The sequence below is a fragment of the Tabrizicola oligotrophica genome (assembly GCF_011008935.1).
Lineage (GTDB): Bacteria > Pseudomonadota > Alphaproteobacteria > Rhodobacterales > Rhodobacteraceae > Tabrizicola_A > Tabrizicola_A oligotrophica.
Window position 1 is genome coordinate 1 of the sequence record NZ_JAAIVJ010000025.1, and the last position, 18,699, is coordinate 18,699.

An 18,699-nucleotide genomic window follows, 5' to 3' on the forward strand; every position below is an offset into this window, starting at 1 on the left:
CGGCAAAGACCGGCACAGCAACCGAGTTGCCGAACTGCTTATAGGCTTGGGTGTCCGAAACCGGGATGCGGAAGCTGTCATCGTAGCCCATCAGACGAGCGCACTCACGCGGCGTCAGGCGGCGCGGATTTTTGCCTTGCCCCCGACTGACAAGGATTTCCGAGCCGTCCTTATAGTAGCGGGCGGAAAGTGTTCGGGCGATGCTATTGCCATCTACAAGACCAAAGCCGAACCCATTGCCCGCCGCTCGGTGCTTTTCCGCGTAGCCCTGCAAATACTGCCAGAGCTTCTCGGTAAGTGTGTACTTATCGCTCACCTTTGCCTCAGGCCCCACCGTGAAATGGCTCTCAGGGGCTTCTGAGCCGTCTTCCGGATGCAGCACATCGCGCATGCCCCGCCCTGCCCTGCCCTGCAGGACCAGGTCATCGAAAGAAAACCCGGTGTTTTCCCGGAATCCCACTATCACGATCCGCTCTCGGTGCTGCGGTACGAAGTTGGCAGCATCGATGATCCGGGTATGTAAAGTGTAGCCCAGCTCTTCAGTCAGCTTCCGGCGGATCACGTCGAAGGTCCGGCCTTTGTCATGGCTTTTGAGGTTCTTCACGTTTTCCAGCAGGAACGCTGCCGGGCGGTGGTGCATCAGGACACGCAGCACATCGAAGAACAACGTGCCCTGGGTTTCATCTTGGAACCCGTGTAACCTCCCGAGGGCGTTCTTCTTTGAAACCCCTGCGATGGAAAACGGCTGACAGGGGAAGCCCGCGACCAGAACATCATGCTCCGGAATGTCGGCCGCACCAACTTCGCGGATATCGCCTGCGATAGGCCGGTTGTCAGGAAAGTTGGCGTGATAGGTCTTCTGTGCAAAGCCATCCCATTCCGAGGTAAAGACGCAGCGGCCCCCAGCGCTTTCCATGGCCTTGCGTAGGCCGCCGATCCCCGCGAACAGATCGATGAAGGTAAATGCCCCATCCGGCTGGGCCACCTTGCGCCCGGCAATCTGCATCTTGAGCAGGTTGATGACGCCTTCTCTCGGGGTCTCCTCGCCCCGCTTCCATCGGTACAGGTGGCCCTCTGAGTACCCCAGAACCTTCGCGGCTTCAGGCACAGTCCAGCCCGTCTGCTGCATAAGCATATCAAATTCGGTCATTCTGCCCGCCCCCCATGTTCCCATGTATCTGGGAATATTTCTGACATTGTGGCGTTAAGATTCCCTGAATGCAAGAACATACTAGAAACTAAATGCCTGAACTGCCAGTTCTCCGGCGTCTCGTCAGGGCGTGGCCCTGCCTTGTCTGTCCTCTGGATTTGCGGGCGTGGAGCGCCTGGGGTCAGGCTGATCGCGGCTGTTGAGACTGCTGGCGCAGTGCAGCTCGTGTCGGCAGGTGCCTGATAATTTCGCCGGTTTCCTTGTCCGCCTGTACTAAGTCGAACTGCGCTTGCAGGTTCAACCAGAACTGCGGATCGCTTCCGAACCAGTGACCGAACCGTAGTGCGGTATCACCCGTGATCGAGCGCTTTCCTGCGATGATCTGGCTCACCCGCTTGGGCGGCACCTCGATCTGCCGCGAAAACTCGGTGGGTGTGATGCGCAGCTCTTCCAGCTCATCCTTCAGGACCTGGCCGGGATGTACTGCTCTCATGAACATGGCCTGACCTCCTTTCGTCAGTGGTAATCCATGATTTCAACGTCACTTGTGGTCAAGCATCCGGCCACTGTTCATCGGGCCAATCCCGCGCCGTGTGGATCACCCTAACGATGGCGATTGCCTCTCCTACTGGGCTGGAGGTGATCGCATAGGCGATGATGTAAGGCAGGCGCGTTACCGACTTTTCATAGGTATCGGTCACGCGACCAGGGCGGCCAGTCGGGATGTCAGAGAGCGCTGAAGCAGCGGCTCTGATCGCGTCAGCGACACGTTGCGCCGCCGCCGGGTTCTCGGCGGCGATGTAGGCGACCTGCGCTTTGAGATCGTCCAGGGCAGATCGTGACCAGATGACAGGACGTTTCACGCCTTCCCACCTCGGGTGGCGTCGATCACCGCCTGAAGCTCGGCCATAGCCTCGTCATGCGGCACCATGCGACCAGCGGCGACGTCTGCAAGGCCCCGCTGAATCCCGTCGATGATTTCCAGTTCCCGATCCACATAAGCCTCCACGGCCTCACTCGCCAAAAAGGCCCTGCTGCGTCGTGTGCCCTGCGCCAAGCGCCCCAGCTTGTCTTTTACGTCAGGGCTGATGCGGATCGTCATTGTGGTGCTGGCAGGCATCATAAGCTCCCGTGCTCAAGTGTACACATCTAAGCACAATTTGGCCTGTAGGGCCAGAGCCAACCCTTCGACCAAATGTCTGCTTGGTATCTAGCGAAGAGCGGCAGGCGCAAATTAAACTCTAACATTAACATTGCCATTAACGATAATGCTAAAGATAGCATTGACTTTATAGATTTGCCGCATAATCTGTACCTATGTTTGTCATCACCTTCGCAAACCCGAAGGGCGGATCGGGGAAAACCACTTCCGCCATGTTGCTCGCCGAGCAAATCGCCCTTTCGGGCGGCAGGGTTGCCATTCTCGACCTGGACCCGAACGCCAACATCCTTGCCTGGGCAAGGGGGCGTGAGGAAGCGGGCAGGGGGGTGCCTTTTGCCGTTCATGCCCGTCCGCAGATGGAAGACACTGTTGCCCTGATCGACGGCCTTGAGGCAGGGACAGACTATCTCATCATCGACCTTGAGGGGTCGAAGGATCAGATCGTCACCTTTGCCTTGTCCCGCACGGACCTGTGCGTCATTCCGATGGATGGTTCGCCGATGGAGGCGCGACAAGCGGCCCAGGCGGTGCGCCTTGTCGAAACCACGGCCCGGATGATTAGAAGCCCAATCGCCTACACATTGCTGTTCGCGCGCACTAATGCTGCCTTCCTGACCACCGATGAAAGAGACGTCCGGCAGGAAATGGAGAGCAACAATATCAACACTTTGCCCGTCCGGATTGCCCGCCGTGCCCCCTACACGCGGATTTTCCGTGATAGCCTCCTGCTGGCGGAGTTGCCCGATCTGGTAGCCGAGGAGATGAGGGGGAAGACCGCCTCTGTGGTCGACAAGGCCCAGAAGCAGGTCGCGTCTGCCATTGAGAACGCCCGTGACTACGCCCAGGCTGTCATTGATACCCTTACGAAAGCGAGGGCCGCATGAGCGGAAAATACGGGTTTGGCGGGGGTATCGAGCTTCCCAAGATCGACAGCCCAAAGCCTCGTCCTGCTCCCGACCAAGAAGCGCTGAAGGAGGCTGTCGAGGCGGGCACAACACTTGGCTTTGTCAGTCGGGAGCCGACCGCCAAGCGCAAGCCTGGACCGAAGCGAACGGAAGCGCAGGACAAGGTTTCCATTCCTGGGCCGAAACGGGTCATCGACCAGTTTCGAGCTTTCTGCACCGAACAGAATGTCACGCTTTGGGAAGGGTTGGACCTGCTTTTGCAAAGCAGGGGCCGCTAGGGACGTCCACGCCGCTCAAACCACTTTTTGCAGAAGCCCAAGAATGCTTTGTCAGGATTCTTCGGCGCATCAAGTCCGCCGTCAGCCATCCAGCTGCGCCATTCGCTTTCAAGGACATATACGTCCCAACCAGGGGCCGCCGAGCGCGCTTCGGTCAAGGCGTCCGGGCTAAGGCGCACGGACGCGAAGCTGGGAACGCCCGCGGATTGCTGGTCTTCCAGCATTGTCCCGCGGTTGGTGAAGGTGACCATGTCTTCGTCCATCCGGACGCCATAGTCGGGGATGTGGGCATGATCGTTGTCATGATCCACGATGTTCTGAATCAAGCGCCGAAACTCTCGCAGGGTCGATGAAGATCCGCATTTCCTTTGCAGAACGGGCAGGGTGATCCGCCATTCCTTCTTCTGCCCGCAGTGTTTGCGGGCCAGTTCATACAGGCGGCGCTCTATCGGCTTCCGCAGGCGGAAATAATCCCGATGGAAGGTAAGGACTTCCTTTGCCCGGATAGCGTTGAAGACCCAATCCGAAAGCTGGATTTCGATCTCTTGCATCCTTCCATCGCGTGTCTGCCGGACGATCCTTGCTCGGTCGATGATGCTGAAAATGTCGAGCTGTTCCGTCTCGCCGGTTACGATGTTTGTTTCAATCTGCGTGCCTTGCAGCCGGATCAGCGCACTTCGCAAAGCATCATAGCCACGACCATCGGTTACGCGGTTCGTCGCCTTCAGGAAGTCATAAGCCTTCATTCTCAGCGTCTTGGAGGGCGTTTGACCGTCATTGATCGCAGCGATTAGCTGGCTGATGCAGTAGATCAGGACATCGCGGTCATGGATGGTCGCCAACCCTTCGGCAGAGGGTTTCACCTCCACGAAATTCTTGCCGGTCTCGTCTTCGTATCGGCGGATACGATGGTCAGGCTTGGTCGAAAGCGAGAAGATCGGGTGCGCCATCGAGGCCATATCGCCCTTAGGCGCGGCATCAAAAATATCGCATACGAACAGGTCTGCCTGTTCGAACCGATCAGGCAGCAGCGGAGATTTGGCTTCGTTCGTGATTTCACCCACCATGCACCTACTTTCGTGATTTCACACACACCGTCAAGGCCATTCGTGATTTCACACACGGCACAGGCAGCTTTCGTGACTTTACACACGTTTTTTCGTGACTCTGCACACGTTCTTTCGTGACTCTGCACACAGGGCAGTCGGAATATATGCATTATATCAATGCTTTACATGGCGTTATCCACAACGTAACACAGATTCTAACACCATATAACACTCACCCAATCAGCTTGAGCTTCACCCAGCATAGAACACGCAGGCCTCTTTGCCGGTCTCAGGCCCCCGCAGCCACTCACCGCCAAGAGCAGCGCAGCCTGTCCCGTTGCCTGCCAGGAAACGGGGCAGGGCGATAGTCAGGCCAAGCGCCAGGGCCAGCCCGAAGAGGGCTATGAAGGGAATGCGCCTTTTCCAGCGTCCCGCTTCTTCGAGATCGTCCCGAAGGTGCTGAAGAACGGCCTCCTCCTGCCGGACCAGATCATTCAAGCTGCGGTGGGTTTCCTGCCGATCGGTGGCGAAGCCGGATTGCAGGCCTTCCAGTCGGTCGAGGGTTGTGTCCAGCGCCTTGTCGAGTTCCTGGCCGATGTGGCGACCATAGCGCTGCGGATCGGAATGGGCCTTGGCCGCCTGTGCTGCGTCCCGGCTTTCGGCGGAAACCTTCTGTACTTCCGCGAGAATCTGGTCGTGCCGGTCCAGTTTCCCGGCCATGTTGGCGACGACCGTGCCCAGGAGATCGAGGGTTTCCCGAAGTGCAGCGTCGGAGAGGGCAGAGCGGGTGGAACCGGGGTCGGACATTATGATTTCCGTGATCAGGGATAAGCGACAGGGGTTCAGAGATCTGTGTTGCGCGATCAGCGTTCAGATTTGGGACTTATGACTTGTGCATCCGGTGATCGGTGCAGCCCGTCGAACTCCCTGTCTGCGAAGTAGCGCAGCTTGCGGGCGATGATCACCGGCTTGCCCTGGACGCGCAGCAGCTCGACATGGGGCGGAATCTGCATGATCTCATCCGGGGTCATCAGATCGCGCGCCGTGACGTTGTAGGAGGTAGAGGGCGCATCGCCGGGTTTGTGGCTTTCGGTCTGAAAGCCGGTGGTTTCCCGCCCGATCATCTGGCTCAGCCATTTGGCCGTCTCGAAGTCGTTCACGCCGAAGGTTTGCAGCACGCCCGCGTTGGCGACGAAGGTATTGGCCCGCGCGCCGTAGAGGTCTTTCAGCTGGCTCATGTCCTGCAGGATCGGCCAGAGTTGCAGCCCATAGCCAGCCATCAACCCCATGGCGCGTTCCACGGCTTCCAGACGGCCCAAGGCTGCAAACTCATCGAGGAGGAACAGGGCGGGCTGTTTCAGGCGCGCAGCACCTGCCTGAGCGGCTTCCGCGTCGTTCCCGTGCGTTGTGCGATGTTCCGCATCGCGGGCAATGTCCTGAAGCGCCTGTGCCACCAGAAGGCGCAGCCAACGGCTGTAGGCATCGAGGCGGTTCGGCGGCAGGACGAGGAAGATCGAGGTCAGATCATGCCGCAGGGCTGAGAACTGGAAGTCCGAGCGCGCCGTGGCGGCCACGATCCGGGGACTGTCGAGGAAATGGGTGTGGCGCTGCGCCGAGGACATCACCGAGGCCGCTTCGCGGTCAGATTTGCCAAGGAAGCGGTTTGCGGCGCGGGCGATCAATCCCCCGGCGGCGGTGCTGTCCTGCATCAGCTCCAGGAGGGCGCGGAACTTCTCGGGTGGCAGGGTCAGATATTCCCGAACCGTGGCGAGGGTTTTGCGATCCGCGTCCTCATGGGCCACGGCGAACATGATCAGCCCGGCCAGCAGCGCCTTGGCCTCTTCGTTCCAGTGGGCTTCCGACTGTTGGCCGGGCGGGTCCATCACGAGGGCTTCGGCAAGAGAGGCGGCATCTTCGCCCAGGTCGGGGCTTTCCGCATCGAGCCGCCCGAGCGGGTTATAGGCCGAGGCGGGCCTGCCGGTGACGCCGAAGGGGTCGAGGATGTGAACCGCGCCGAAGCGCTTGCGCGCCTCGCCTGCGATCTTCGCATTCTCACCTTTGGGGTCGATCACCAGCACCGAGCGTTCGGCCAGCAGGAGGTTCGGGATCACCGTGCCGACGCCTTTGCCTGCCCTCGTGGGGGCGAGGGTCAGGAGGTGCGCCGGGCCGTCGTAGCGCAAGAGCTTGCCGGTATCGAGGTCGCGCCCGATCAGGAGGCCGTCACCGCCTTCGAAGGCTGCGCGTTCTTTCCGGGTGGCAAAGCGCGCCGAGCCGTGGCTGTCGCCCGCCTTGCGGCCCCATAGCTTGATGCCCGTCCGGTTTGACCAGTCGCTGGCTCCGACGATCCAGCCGGTAATGGTCATCGGCCAGAACACGAACCAGTGCCAGAGGGCTTCGCCCATCGGCACGTCAGACAGAATGATGATCACGATCAGCCAAGCGAACCATGCAAAGGCCGTGGCGATCACCATCCAGACGAAAAACCATCCGGCGAGGATCGGGGTGACGACGACAAAGAGGGACAACCGCGACAACAGCCCCAAGGCGGAAAATACATACTGCAAGGAAATCAGGTCCAGCTAAGAGGGCAGGGGGCGAGCTGCGCTCCCCCTCTGAAGGAAAAGGGCGGCGATCAGGTCGAGGGCGTCGGAACGGGTGGGGCCGTCGCGGCAGACGCGGCGGCGGGCTGCTTCGCATCCCAGCCTTCGAAAGCCTTGCGATCCTGTTCGCGGGGGAGATTGCGCACCAGACGCTCAATCATGGCGGCGGCGTTGGAATCCCGTTCGGCCAGATCGACCAGCGCGCCGCCGAGGATGATCTTGCGCCGTGTGTCCAGCTTGCGCGCCTTTGTCGCTTCCCGGTTCTTCAGGGCAAGGAGCCGGGCCTTGGCCTGGGCATAGCGCTTCTCTGCCCGCTCTAATTCTGTCTCTGTCAATTCGTACCTTCACACACGCCGGAAATTCCAAACATCTTAGGGTTGCATGGAGCATTGACGGGGCAAGGTCAAGCGGTTACCCGTAGAGCCGAAAGGATCAAGGGCGCACTTATGCAAACTCTCCACCACCTGCGGCGCTTCCGAGATTTGCGTGCGGTCTCTTCGGGGGCTTGGCCCCCCGCCGACGGCGTCCCCGTCCGATGCGCCGCATCGGAATGGAAGGGCGCACTGCCCCTTCCAAACCATCCCAAGCCAACCTTCGCCGTTGGATCGCGTCCCGCTGTCCCTGTCGCCCTCGTTGGAACTGGCCCCGAGAGCGGGGCGGTTCCGCGAGGGCGCCAGCGTCAGCGGGCGATCCGGTTCCGCCTGCCCCGAGAGCGGGGCTGTCTGCCGGATCGGGTTTGCCGCGCTGCGCTTGTCCGGCAAAACATGGCCCATCCTGGTGATGGTCCCGCGTATGCCCGGCAGCATGATCGCCCACCTGTCGGCCTGGCTACATGTCTGCCTGTTTGCGCGGTAGCCTGCTTGCCCGGATGGTTAGCCGCCGGGTTGCCCGTTTGCATGTCTGCCAATTTGCATGCCTGGCAGTCTGCCTGCCGTTGCCCGTCGCCGGATCGGTAGGGCGCGGCCATGGCCAGCTACCACCTTTCCGTCAAGACGATCAAACGCAGCGCCGGACGATCCGCCACGGCGGCGGCGGCTTATCGGTCGGCGTCCGTCATCGAGTGCGACCGCGAAGGGCGCATGCATGACTACACCGCCAAGCGCGGGGTCGAGGCCTGCTTCATTCTCGCTCCCGCCGATGCGCCAGATTGGGCGCAGGACCGCGCCGCGTTGTGGAACGCGGCAGAGGCGCGCGAGACCCGGTCCAACTCGGTGATCGCCCGCGAATGGGAGCTGGCCTTGCCGTCCGAGATATCGGACGCGGCGCGGATCGAGATCGCGCGGGCTTTTGCGCAGCAGCTGGTCGAGCGCTACGGGGTGGCGGCAGATGTGGCGATCCATGCACCGCACCGCGAGGGCGATCAGCGCAATCATCACGCCCACATTCTGACCACCACCCGCATCCTGTCCGCCGAGGGGCTGACCGACAAGACCCGCATTCTTGACGCTGCCAGCACCGGCGGGCCGGAGATCGAGGCCATGCGCGGCTACTGGGCCGAGCTGCAAAACCATGCCCTTGAAATGGCAGGGCAGGTTGAGCGCGTCGATCATCGGTCATTGGAGGCACAACGCGAAGAGGCGTTGTCCCTTGGGGACACGTTGAAGGCCGAGGAGCTGGACCGCGAGCCGGAGGTGAAGCTTGGCCCTGCGGCCAATGCCATCGAGCGCCGGGAGCAGCTGGCCGCCGAGGCCGAGGGCCGCGAGTATGAACCGCTGACCCAGCGGGGCGCGCGGGTGCATGCGGTGCGCCAGGCCAAGGCCATGTTTGCCGAAATGCGGGAGCGGCTGGAGCTGGCGCGTGACGCCTGGGCCGAGGCCCGGGAAGAGGGGCAGGGCCATGTCAGCGCCGGGCTTGCGGCCTTGCGCGCCGCCGCCGGGCGGCAGGCGAAGGAGCTGAACCCCGACGAGATCAAGGAACGCCTGGCACGGATTGCCGGGCGTGATTTGGGCGAGGAACATGATCACAAGCCGGGGCAGGGCGGGCGGGATACACGCAGCAGGCTTGCCGATGTGCTGGGCAAAGCAAGGGCCGAAGACCAGGAGCGGGAAAAGGCCCGCCAGAAAGAGCGCGAGCAGGAGCTGAACGAAGAGCGCAGGCGGCAGCGCGAACTCGACAGGGATCTCGGGTGGGAGCTGTAGGCGGTCATTCTTGAGGTTGTGCGGGGGCCAGTAGCGTTCCAGATGTACTGTCACCGCCGCGAGGATCTCCTGTTGGATTTTGATACCGCCTACGGTCAGTTCGCTGGTCGTTTGGAACACGTTATCGCCAAGCCTCACGAGTGAGAGATTGGCCTGCCGTCGGTTCTGTGGATGTTCATGTCAGATTCGCCTTGCCTGCACCCTCAACCAGTCCCGAACAGCGGTGACATGCGGTACGTTGCGAACTTTCCGAGGTGCTACGACATAGAAATCAGCACCCGTCCGCAGCTCCAGATCGAAACAGGCCACAAGCTTGCCCGCCGCCAGGTCTTGAGACACATAAAATTGTGGCGTCAGGGCAATGCCTTGACCGGCCATGGCCGCTTCGATGGCAAGCGAGGTCTGGTTGAACCGGATGTTCTTGGCTGGCGCGGGCGCGCCGTCCGGAAAGATCAGGTCAAGCGCCTGCGGCCACAGGTCATGGGCATCATGCAGCAGCGCCAGCCCCAGCAGATCACACGGCGCGCTGGCTGGACCCAGTCGCTGCAAGGCTGCCGGGCTGGCAACGGCGATGACCACCTGATCGAACAGGTGTTCCGCCACCAGCCCCGGCCCGAACGGTGGACGGCCAAGCCGCACGGCAAGATCAACGGCATCGGTCTGGAAATTTGAAATCCGGTCACTGGCCACGATACGCAGGTCGATATCGGGATGGGCATCGGTAAAATCCGGCAAGCGCGGGATCAGCCATTTTGCGGCAAAGGTCGGCGCGACGCTGATGGTCAGATGCGCGGGTTCGGGTCTCAGGACACGGGTCGCCTCGGCGATCAGGTCAAAGGCCTTGCGGATGTTGGTGACATAGCCGCGCCCGGCTTCGGTCAGAAACAGGCTGCGCGACTGGCGGTGAAAGAGTTGCAGGCCAAGCTGCGCCTCGAGGTTCCTGACCTGCTGGGCGACAGCGCCTTGCGTCACGCCCAGCTCTTCAGCCGCGAGACGGAAGTTGAGGTGCCGCGCCGCCACTTCAAAGGCGCGCAGTCCGTTCAGCGAGGGCAGGCGGGCAAGATCTTTCATCGTGCAATTTTTCTACTGGATGATGACAGGTATCATGGTTCGTCGCCGCCGCGTCAATTCGGTAAAGGTTATGCAATGGCTCGCGTCGGGCGGGCCCAAGCGGATGGAGAGCGGCAGTGCCTGTAGAAAAAGTGGCGATCATCACGGCGGGCGGCAGCGGCATGGGCGCGGCCTCGGCCCGCAGGCTGGCGGCGGATGGCTTTAAGGTGGCGATCCTGTCTTCGTCGGGCAAAGGCGAGGCGCTGGCGGCAGAGCTGGGAGGCATCGGCGTGACCGGGTCAAACCTTCTGGCCGCCGATGTGGAACGGCTGGTCGATAGCACCGTGGCGAAATGGGGCCGGGTGGATGTGCTGGTGAACAGCGCAGGTCACGGCCCGCGCAAGCCGATCCTTGATCTGACCGACGCCGATTGGCAGATGGCGATGGAGGTCTACTTCCTTGCCGCCGTGCGCCCGATCCGTCTGGTGACGCCGCATATGCAGGCTCAAAAGGGCGGGTCGATCATCAATATCTCGACCGCCTGGGCCTTTGAACCTTCGGCGATGTTCCCGACTTCGGCGGTGGCGCGGGCGGGGCTGGCGTCCTTTGCCAAGATCTATGCCGACACTTATGCCCCCGAAGGCATCCGCATCAACAACGTCCTGCCCGGCTGGATCGACAGCCTTCCCGCCACGGAAGAGCGCCGCCAAGCGGTGCCGATGGGGCGCTATGGCCGGTCCGAGGAAATTGCGGCGACGGTGGCGTTTCTGGCCTCGGAAGGTGCGGGCTACATCACCGGCCAGAACCTGCGGGTGGATGGCGGCATGATGCGGGGGGTATAAGATGCGCTGGAAACGCAGCCTGAACGTCGTCGACTGCCACTGCGAAGGCGAGGTCGGGCGGGTCATCACCGGCGGTCTGGCGCAGGTGCCGGGCCAGACCATGTTCGACAAAAAGATTTATTTTCAAGATCATATGGATGACATCCGCAAGATCGTGCTGTTCGAGCCGCGCGGTGCGGTCTGGCACAATGCCAATGTCATCCTGCCGTCGAACCATCCCGAAGCCGACATGGGCTTTCTGATCATCGAAACGACGGAATATCCGGCGATGTCAGGGTCGAACGCGATCTGCGTGGCGACGGTGCTGCTGGAAACCGGCATCCTTCCGATGGCAGAGCCAGTGACGGACCTGACCCTTGAGGCCCCCGCCGGCCTGATCCGCCTGCGCTGCGCGTGCCAGGATGGCAAGGTGACGGGCGTGCGGCTGGTCAACCAGCCCGCCTTTGTCTATCGCCGCGATGCGCTGGTCGAAGTGCCCGGCGTGGGCACGGTCCGGGTGGATGTGGCCTTTGGTGGCATGACCTTTGCGCTGGTCGAAGCTGCGGATTTCGGCTTTGCGATTGCGCCGGACGAGGCCCGCGCGCTGTGCGATCTGGGCGAGAAGATCACCCGCGCGGCGGCCGAACAGCTGCCGGTGTCCTATCCCGGCAACCCGCAAATGGCAGGCATCAGCGCCACCGTTTTCACCGGACCCTTGACGCGCGAGGAAGGCATCCTGACCGCGCGCAACACCGCCGTCATCTCTCCCGGCCGCTGCGACCGCTCGCCCTGCGGGGCGGGCAGTTCGGCGCGGATGGCGCTTTTGTATGCCCGGGGCGAGCTGGGGTTGGGCGAAACATTCATCCACCGGTCGATCACCGGCAGCCGCTTTACCTGCGCCATCGACGGGCTGGCCACAGTTGGCCCCTATGATGCCATTGTGCCCGCCCTTGCCGGGCAAGCCTGGATCGCGGGTCTTACCCAATTGGGCCTGGATCCGACCGACCCCTATCAGCATGGCTTCACTCTCAGCGACACCTGGTTTGGAAATCCTATATGAAAACCCTTATCATTTTTGACCACCCCCGCCGTGACAGCTTTTGCGGCGCGGTGCTGGACCATTTCGCCGCAGGTTTGCGCGAGGCGGGCCACCAGCCCGAAATCGCCGACCTTCGCGCCGAAGGTTTTGATCCCCGCCTTGCCCCCGAGGATGAACCGGATTGGGGCAATTCGCGCAAGGTCTACAGCCCTGCCGTTCTGGTCGAACAGGAGCGCATCGCCCGAAATGAGGCGCTGGTGTTCCTCTTTCCGGTCTGGTGGTGGTCGGTTCCCGCCACGACAAAAGGCTGGATCGACCGGGTCTGGAACAACGGCTGGGCTTACGGCGACCGCAAGCTGGCGCAACACAAGGCGCTGTTTCTGGGTGTGGCCGCCAGCGATGCCGACCAATACGCCAAACGCGGCTATGATGTGGCGATGCAGACCCAATTGGTCACCGGCATCGCCAAATATTGCGGCATCGAAGAGTCCAGGCTGAACTTCCTGCATGGCGCGCTTGGGTCGGAAGCGGATCGCCTTGCGCTTCTGAATCGTGCACAAGACCTGGGACGTTCATTCTGAGGAGAGAGCCGTGGCAGGCTATTGGATCGTGAAAGCTGGCCCGGTCAGGGATGCCGAGGCGCAGAAGGCCTATATCGCGCTATATACTCTTGTCGCGCAGCGCTTCGGGGCCGAGATCATCGCGGGCCAGGGCCGCATCGAAACCGTAGAAGGCCCCGCGTTTCCGCGTCAGTTCATCATCCGCTTCGACAGCTTCGAGACAGCGCAGGCGGCCTACCGCGACCCTGATTATCAGGCCTCCCTTCCCTTTGCCGCACGAATGTCCGACCGGGAACTTTCCATCGTCGAGGGCCCCTGAAGCTGTTCTTGCCAGATTGCTCTCCGGAGATGTTGAGATGCCGTTCGATCATTTGAAGCTCAATCGCGGCTTCAACCGCCTTCTGACGAAAATTAGATTCAGATGGTTAAAACGGCGCAAAGCTGTCTGGATTAACATGTGGTAGATCGCGTTCTTCGCCCAAAACGGCCGTTTCTGTCCCGGCCCCCTGCCCTGCCCCGCATCAAGGACTTAGGCTGGACAAAAACCCATGACAAAACCTTTGTGGTTTTGGGAGGTTTTTGGCACCATGCGGCATGATCATCGGATATGCCCGCGTCAGCACAGACGACCAGAACCTGGACGGCCAGCTCGACGCCTTGAAGGCGGCGGGCGCAGAGAAGGTTTTTGCTGACAAGATCACCGGCACTGCGCGCAGCAGGCCCGAGCTGGACCGCTTGCTCGATCAGCTGCGCCAGGGCGACGTGATCACCGTCACCAAGTATGACCGCCTCGCCCGGTCCTTGCGCAACCTTCTCGACATCGTGGACGCGATCCAGGCGCAGGGCGCGGGCTTCCGGTCGCTGGCCGAGGACATCGACACCACCACGCCCGCCGGGCGGCTGGTGTTCCACGTCTTCGCATCCATTGCCCAGTTTGAACGGGAGCGAATTTCGGAAAGGACCAGGGAGGGGCTGGAAGCGGCCCGCAAGCGTGGCCGCGTCGGAGGCAGGCCCCCTGCCCTATCCGCAGCACAGAAGGCCGAGGTGCGGCGGATGCGGGACGAGGAGCTGCGCCCCCTGCCCGAGATCGCGCAGCTCTTCAAGGTCAGCACAAAGACGGTGCGGCGTGTCTAGGCCTAACGAGCGCTCTGCCGCCTCCACGACAAAACTGCCTTCCCAATATCTGATTTCGGCACATCACCTGCCCAACGATCCCAGAACTCAATAGTAGCACTGTTTGGCTTGTACTTTGGCTCGCCGACACGCACCCGTGTCGGCAGCAAGCTAGCATCACCGACAACCAGTGCCTCGCCAACGTCCAGGACAGGCAGAAGGTCCCCGAAACCTCCAAGGCTATCGGGAAGCAGCCGTCGAATGACCGATTGATCGTCGCCGTTTGTTAAGCGCATGGCGATGACATTGTTGCACTGGCTCAGCACGGTACGGTTGACCTCTGAGGGCCGCTGACTGATGACGACGAGCCCCATACCGTACTTTCGACCCTCCTTGGCGATCCGCTCGAAAATGCCAACCGAAATGTCATCTACCCCATCCCGCCCTGCACGCTCAGGAATGTAGAGATGCGCCTCGTCGCAGAAGAGAGCTACCGGGTGGCGCGCTTCCACCGGCGTCCACTGAGTAATGTTGAAAATAAGTCTTGCTATCAGACTGACCATCAGAGGCAGGATGTCTGACGGCACTTCAGAGAAGTCGATGATCTTTATGCCACCGCTCTTGTCCGGCTGGATACCGCGACTCCCAGTCAGCTTGTGAGCAAGCTTGGGAAGCCACTCCATCGTCATACATTCGGCATGAGGCTGGAAAAGGAATCCGAGTCGACGATCCGATTGCTTAGCTTCAAAACGAGCGATCAGACGACTAAGCTTTCCGTTGAAGTCGCCTGCTTTTGTGCCGTCCTTTCCGGCACCAGGAACACGCTCCGAATCTAGGGCTTGCAGTCGATCAAGAACGGCCTTGATAGGAAACGGAACCGGGCTATCAACAGTGAAGTTTGCCAGAACGTCTGCGTGCGCACCGTCTTCGAGATACTTACGTTTGGCGTCGGTAATGCTGTTCGCCATGATCATAGCTTGGTTTGGCGCGTTCTGGTCAGATCTATCGACAAACAGAGAAACCATGGCTTCATATCCAAGAAGCCAATACGGCAGATAGAGCACGCCTTTATCCAAGCCCACATCACTTTCCAGGTCGCCTGGGCCAGCCACCCGCAGGTGGCGGAACTCGGCGCCATCGAGAGTTTTGTACTCCCCGTGAATGTCAAACAGGATGGCATTGGCTTGCCCCAGAGCAGCCACCTGATCCAGCATCCGAGCCGTTGTATATGACTTTCCTGAGCCAGTGCTGCCTACGACAATCGCGTGCCGCTGGAAGAGCTTGTTGCCATTGAGAAACGCGGTTGCGTTCTCATCAAGGGTGTATTTCCCCAGCTCAAGCTGCGGGCCATCACCTGTAACGTTCGAGATGACCTGCATGAAGTCGGTGAGACGCTTTCCTTCAAGAGCAAAGCAGTTTGCGTCAATCTCGGGTACAGTTTCAAGGGTGCGCCTGAAGACGTTTTCGGCCAGTCCGAGCTTGGCGATCAGCGTCCCTATCAGTGAAATGCGAACAAGGTTGTTTTCAGGAAGCTCGACGGTTTCTTCTGCTTCTGTGGCCTCCTTATCGGGAAGTACGTCCAATGCCTTCCGGGTAATCCGCGAAACAACGCCAACAAGATGCTGCCCGGCTTTGCTACTCTGGATTGCCACGAGCCTGTTGACCTGAACGCGCTTCAATCGTTCAAGTTCGTCGACGCGAACGACCACAATAGCGGTGTCTACGGCGATAATCTTACCAAGCGCCTCAACATCTTCGTAATCAAAAATTGGCATGCTCTACCTCACAGAACCATCTTGTTGAAACTTTCTAGGGACCAAATGTCGGCATTCGGAACGGTTATTCCTGCTGGAAATTCCGGAAAAAATGCCCTTGTTCCCTCTCCATCCTTTTCTAACGCCAAGTACGCTTGCCCTGCGCTCTTGGCTAGAAAGCTCTTGGCTTCATCTGTTAATGTGCGCGCCAGTATGACGATCGGAACATTGCGCTGCCTACACCTCTCGACAATTTTTGGCTGGATATGGCGATCACGAAAACCATATCCAACGCATAAGAAGGACGCTGCCGCGCCTAGTACGGCGTCAGCTCCTTGGATTGCCGAACGGAAAGGCTCATCATGAGTTCGCTCATACTTGCTGACGCCGGGGGTGACGATCAGGGGCTCAAACGTCTCTGGAAGGTCCACTGATATCGGAAGGGAAATCACTTGTCCGTCCTTCCCAGCAAACCAGTCGAGTGAGCCATGAACCTTCCAAATTCTGACCGTTCTGGCCGGATGCGCCCCTCGGCGGATTGACACGGCATCGGCGCCCTCCCGGCTTCGGATTAGGCCGGGAACAAAGCCGGTCGCATGTATATATCCTGCAATATCAGAGGCATACTCTGCAACACGATCATAGTTCGGCGTGACGATGTTGACAACCATATGCGTACTTTTGAACATCCCATGGATCAGATCAGAAAGGTGAAACCTCTCTTGGCCCTGTACGGCCCGAGACATCACAGCAAGATCATCCATCGCTATGGCTTTCCATGTCAGGCCAACAATTTTCTGCACTAGGGAGAGCGGGGCGGCTGTTTTCAGTAGCGTCTCCTCAAGGCCGTCGCCATTGGCAAGGGCAGTCCTAATGAGAACCCAAGCATCCGTCTCTTCGCCTTCAGCAGGCACCACATGATCCAGAAGGTACTGGGCTAGCTCTCCCATACCGCGAATTTTATGCACAACGGAGGCACCACTTCCAAGGATAACGGCGGGGTGCTGTTGAAAACAGCCCTGAGCAGCGGTGGCGATCTTTTCTAATATTTTATGGTCGTCACTCATAACGGGAGACTTTCTTAGCAAATAAATTCTTGACTGTGAATCATGCAATAAGCACGGTCCCAGAATATCGATACAGTGCATTTAGCCCATCGTGCCGGACGCGAAACTGGCTTCTTCGCTTGATGACAGGCCTTGATGTCCCGGCATCCTCGATCTTTATGCCGGGGTCATAGTAGACGCTTCCGGCTGAAACTGCTCCCAGAAACAGAAGAACGTCTGTGCCTTCGCAGAGCTGCACAACGGCTCCGTAGCTATACTCCGGGGGCGGAAATCGCATGAGAGAAGGCACATACACGGCCTTGGCATGCTTGCGGTTCCAGTGCGCGATGATGCCCCGGAATCCCCAAGATGCTGCTACGTTGTCGTCCCGGTCGAGCATGACGATCCCGCCATCGAGATCAGTGATCTTGCCCGTGGCCGCGTCGAAGCCGATGAGACGTAGCTTGAGGCCTGTTTCCGGGTGGAAGTCCCGATCAGCAGAATAGACGCCACCAAAGTTGATACGGTCAGCCTTGCCCGATTTGTCCGCGTAGCCATATCGTTTCAGAAAAGCAGAAACACCTGCGTCCCGGTATAGCCCGCCGGTCGGTTCCGGCGTCATCAGGGTGACAGGGCTCTTCGCGCGATAGCTGGTGAAGTCGCTCACCCCGTATTGCTTGACCTCCCAGCCCATGAAGTCGGGATCAGCGTAGCCGTTCGGGGAAATGCCCAGCTCAGCCTCCAGCGTGTAGCCGCCGCCGTTGCGGGCGCTATAGGGTTCCGGCACCCCTGCCCTGCCCATTTTTTGCGATGCGATCCAACCTTTGGCATGGATGCGCTGGAGCGCGGCCAGCAGCGCTTTTTTCGGATCGGTTCCGCCTTGGCGCAGCTTTTCCAGATCGAGGAAGACACCGGTCGCGTCGAGGCCGGGCGCCGCAGCATCAAAGGCGCGGGCAACAGGGTCGTCACTGGCAACGACATGACCCAGAACGCTGCCATCCGGACAGATGCCGAAAAACAGCACCCGGCCTTCATCCCGTGACTTCATCAAGACGTTCGGTGCGCGCTCTGCCCCGCGCAGGAAACCGGACATCCGCACTTCAGGGTATTTCGGATAGAGGATCAGCTGCGCATCCGGCGCAGGCATGACGCCTTCATCATTCAGCCAGAAAAAGCGCACCATAGCCTTGGCTCTGTCGCGCACGCTGCCAGCACGGCTGCTGTCGTCACTCTCGACCGGACCATGTGGAATAATGTTCAGCGCCCCGAAGCCACCACCCAGATAAACTTGGTTCTTTGAATTGTCATTCGGGGCGAGCCGCTTGGCATAGAACCGGGCAGCCCCATGGGAAGCCATCCGGTCAAGCAGGCGGGTGAGCGACGTTGTCAATCCATTGGCCTTTAATGCAGAATTCTTCTGCATCAGAGGACATCCAGTAGGCCAGCGAGTCAATGACCTGCCCGAGCGGTAGTCGCCCCCTGCCCTTCAGCGCGCATTCCCAGACCATGGCGCATCGCCAGCCAGCGGCTCTTGCCGCTGCCCATGTGGCAACGTCCCTCTCCCGATTCCGTCCGATCTTGGCCCGCCAGAACTCTTCGCGGCTTTTCGGCCAGTGGAACATCGGGCAGTCGTGGCCGTGCCAGAAGCAGCCATGCACCCAGAGCAGTGCGCGGTATTTTGGGAAGATCAGATCGGGCCTGCCGGGAAGGTCGCGGCCCTGAAGCCGGAAACGGAAGCCGTGCGCGTGTAGCCCCTTGCGGATGATCAGCTCAGGCTTCGTATCCCGGCCCCGGATTGCCGCCATGTTGCGGCTCCGGGTGGCGGGGTTATGGACATCAGCCAACTTTGCGCAGGCCCTGCCCTTCCATCAGCGCCAGAATGTGTGGCCGCATCAGGCGGGCGACCTCGGCAAAGACCGGCACAGCAACCGAGTTGCCGAACTGCTTATAGGCTTGGGTGTCCGAAACCGGGATGCGGAAGCTGTCATCGTAGCCCATCAGACGAGCGCACTCACGCGGCGTCAGGCGGCGCGG

General features: G+C 60.4%; 22 protein-coding genes. 8 read left to right on the forward strand and 14 right to left on the reverse strand.

Features of this window, described 5'->3' with window-relative positions:
- The 4 genes from dcm to G4Z14_RS18250 form a co-directional block, all read right to left on the reverse strand.
- The coding region (gene dcm, locus G4Z14_RS18235; protein ID WP_164628318.1) for a DNA (cytosine-5-)-methyltransferase at positions 1-1,150 on the reverse strand (1,150 nt) is incomplete at its 3' end.
- Between the two features lie 181 nt (positions 1,151-1,331).
- Positions 1,332-1,649 carry a HigA family addiction module antitoxin gene (locus G4Z14_RS18240; RefSeq protein WP_164628320.1) on the reverse strand — a complete coding sequence of 106 codons (318 nt, stop codon included), beginning with the start codon at positions 1,647-1,649 and terminating at the stop codon, positions 1,332-1,334.
- A gap of 52 nt (positions 1,650-1,701) precedes the next feature.
- Positions 1,702-2,013, reverse strand: a complete 312-nt coding sequence (locus tag G4Z14_RS18245) for a type II toxin-antitoxin system RelE/ParE family toxin (protein ID WP_164628322.1) — start codon at positions 2,011-2,013, stop codon at positions 1,702-1,704.
- A complete protein-coding gene (locus tag G4Z14_RS18250) occupies positions 2,010-2,252 on the reverse strand; it encodes a CopG family ribbon-helix-helix protein (RefSeq protein ID WP_227751860.1) in 243 nt (80 codons plus the stop codon). Before G4Z14_RS18250 ends, G4Z14_RS18245 begins: the two co-directional genes overlap by 4 nt.
- A gap of 215 nt (positions 2,253-2,467) precedes the next feature.
- Between G4Z14_RS18250 and G4Z14_RS18255 the strand changes: the two genes are divergently transcribed.
- On the forward strand, positions 2,468-3,196 hold the full coding sequence (locus G4Z14_RS18255) for a ParA family protein (protein ID WP_164628326.1): 729 nt from the start codon (positions 2,468-2,470) through the stop codon (positions 3,194-3,196).
- The gene (locus G4Z14_RS18260) at positions 3,193-3,495 is read left to right on the forward strand and encodes a hypothetical protein (protein WP_164628328.1); all 303 of its coding nucleotides are present in this window, start codon (positions 3,193-3,195) and stop codon (positions 3,493-3,495) included. The genes G4Z14_RS18255 and G4Z14_RS18260 overlap by 4 nt, the downstream gene beginning before the upstream one ends.
- Here the strand turns inward: G4Z14_RS18260 and G4Z14_RS18265 are convergent.
- The 4 genes from G4Z14_RS18265 to G4Z14_RS18280 all read right to left on the reverse strand — a co-directional run bounded on the left by G4Z14_RS18265 (position 3,492) and on the right by G4Z14_RS18280 (position 7,479).
- Positions 3,492-4,562, reverse strand: coding sequence for a replication initiator protein A (locus tag G4Z14_RS18265; RefSeq protein ID WP_164628330.1), 1,071 nt, complete (start codon positions 4,560-4,562; stop codon positions 3,492-3,494). The two genes, G4Z14_RS18260 and G4Z14_RS18265, sit on opposite strands and share 4 nt — an antisense overlap.
- Positions 4,563-4,796: 234 nt before the next feature.
- Positions 4,797-5,351 carry a hypothetical protein gene (locus G4Z14_RS18270; protein ID WP_164628332.1) on the reverse strand — a complete coding sequence of 185 codons (555 nt, stop codon included), beginning with the start codon at positions 5,349-5,351 and terminating at the stop codon, positions 4,797-4,799.
- Between the two features lie 56 nt (positions 5,352-5,407).
- The gene (locus tag G4Z14_RS18275; RefSeq protein ID WP_227751861.1) at positions 5,408-7,078 is read right to left on the reverse strand and encodes a type IV secretory system conjugative DNA transfer family protein; all 1,671 of its coding nucleotides are present in this window, start codon (positions 7,076-7,078) and stop codon (positions 5,408-5,410) included.
- Between the two features lie 98 nt (positions 7,079-7,176).
- Positions 7,177-7,479 (reverse strand): mobilization protein, encoded by a 303-nt coding sequence (locus G4Z14_RS18280; protein ID WP_164628334.1) that lies wholly within the window; start codon positions 7,477-7,479, stop codon positions 7,177-7,179.
- Positions 7,480-8,109: 630 nt separating this feature from the next.
- On the opposite strand from G4Z14_RS18280, the gene mobQ reads away from it, so the two are divergent.
- Positions 8,110-9,282: a MobQ family relaxase gene (gene mobQ / locus G4Z14_RS18285; protein WP_164628336.1), complete on the forward strand. Its 1,173-nt coding sequence runs from the start codon at positions 8,110-8,112 to the stop codon at positions 9,280-9,282.
- A gap of 180 nt (positions 9,283-9,462) precedes the next feature.
- Here mobQ and gcvA read toward each other — a convergent pair whose 3' ends face one another.
- Positions 9,463-10,353, reverse strand: a complete 891-nt coding sequence (gcvA, locus tag G4Z14_RS18290) for a transcriptional regulator GcvA (protein WP_164628338.1) — start codon at positions 10,351-10,353, stop codon at positions 9,463-9,465.
- Between the two features lie 116 nt (positions 10,354-10,469).
- Between gcvA and G4Z14_RS18295 the strand changes: the two genes are divergently transcribed.
- The 5 genes from G4Z14_RS18295 to G4Z14_RS18315 all read left to right on the forward strand — a co-directional run bounded on the left by G4Z14_RS18295 (position 10,470) and on the right by G4Z14_RS18315 (position 13,886).
- On the forward strand, positions 10,470-11,174 hold the full coding sequence (locus G4Z14_RS18295; protein ID WP_164628340.1) for an SDR family oxidoreductase: 705 nt from the start codon (positions 10,470-10,472) through the stop codon (positions 11,172-11,174).
- A 1-nt stretch (position 11,175) separates the two neighbouring features.
- On the forward strand, positions 11,176-12,213 hold the full coding sequence (locus G4Z14_RS18300) for a proline racemase family protein (RefSeq protein ID WP_164628343.1): 1,038 nt from the start codon (positions 11,176-11,178) through the stop codon (positions 12,211-12,213).
- Positions 12,210-12,773 (forward strand): NAD(P)H oxidoreductase, encoded by a 564-nt coding sequence (locus G4Z14_RS18305; RefSeq protein WP_164628345.1) that lies wholly within the window; start codon positions 12,210-12,212, stop codon positions 12,771-12,773. The genes G4Z14_RS18300 and G4Z14_RS18305 overlap by 4 nt, the downstream gene beginning before the upstream one ends.
- 10 nt (positions 12,774-12,783) lie before the next feature.
- Positions 12,784-13,071 carry a DUF1330 domain-containing protein gene (locus G4Z14_RS18310; RefSeq protein ID WP_164628347.1) on the forward strand — a complete coding sequence of 96 codons (288 nt, stop codon included), beginning with the start codon at positions 12,784-12,786 and terminating at the stop codon, positions 13,069-13,071.
- A 275-nt stretch (positions 13,072-13,346) separates the two neighbouring features.
- On the forward strand, positions 13,347-13,886 hold the full coding sequence (locus G4Z14_RS18315; RefSeq protein WP_164628349.1) for a recombinase family protein: 540 nt from the start codon (positions 13,347-13,349) through the stop codon (positions 13,884-13,886).
- 2 nt (positions 13,887-13,888) lie between these two features.
- Here the strand turns inward: G4Z14_RS18315 and G4Z14_RS18320 are convergent, their stop codons facing one another.
- The 5 genes from G4Z14_RS18320 to G4Z14_RS18340 all read right to left on the reverse strand — a co-directional run.
- On the reverse strand, positions 13,889-15,640 hold the full coding sequence (locus G4Z14_RS18320; protein ID WP_164628351.1) for an ATP-binding protein: 1,752 nt from the start codon (positions 15,638-15,640) through the stop codon (positions 13,889-13,891).
- A gap of 8 nt (positions 15,641-15,648) precedes the next feature.
- A complete protein-coding gene (locus G4Z14_RS18325) occupies positions 15,649-16,686 on the reverse strand; it encodes an SIR2 family protein (protein ID WP_164628353.1) in 1,038 nt (345 codons plus the stop codon).
- A 40-nt stretch (positions 16,687-16,726) separates the two neighbouring features.
- Positions 16,727-18,088 carry an MvaI/BcnI family restriction endonuclease gene (locus G4Z14_RS18330; protein WP_164628355.1) on the reverse strand — a complete coding sequence of 454 codons (1,362 nt, stop codon included), beginning with the start codon at positions 18,086-18,088 and terminating at the stop codon, positions 16,727-16,729.
- Positions 18,027-18,470 carry a very short patch repair endonuclease gene (locus G4Z14_RS18335; protein ID WP_265331875.1) on the reverse strand — a complete coding sequence of 148 codons (444 nt, stop codon included), beginning with the start codon at positions 18,468-18,470 and terminating at the stop codon, positions 18,027-18,029. The genes G4Z14_RS18330 and G4Z14_RS18335 overlap by 62 nt, the downstream gene beginning before the upstream one ends.
- A 31-nt stretch (positions 18,471-18,501) precedes the next feature.
- Positions 18,502-18,699: DNA cytosine methyltransferase (locus tag G4Z14_RS18340; protein ID WP_227751862.1), on the reverse strand; the 198-nt coding region annotated here is incomplete at its 5' end.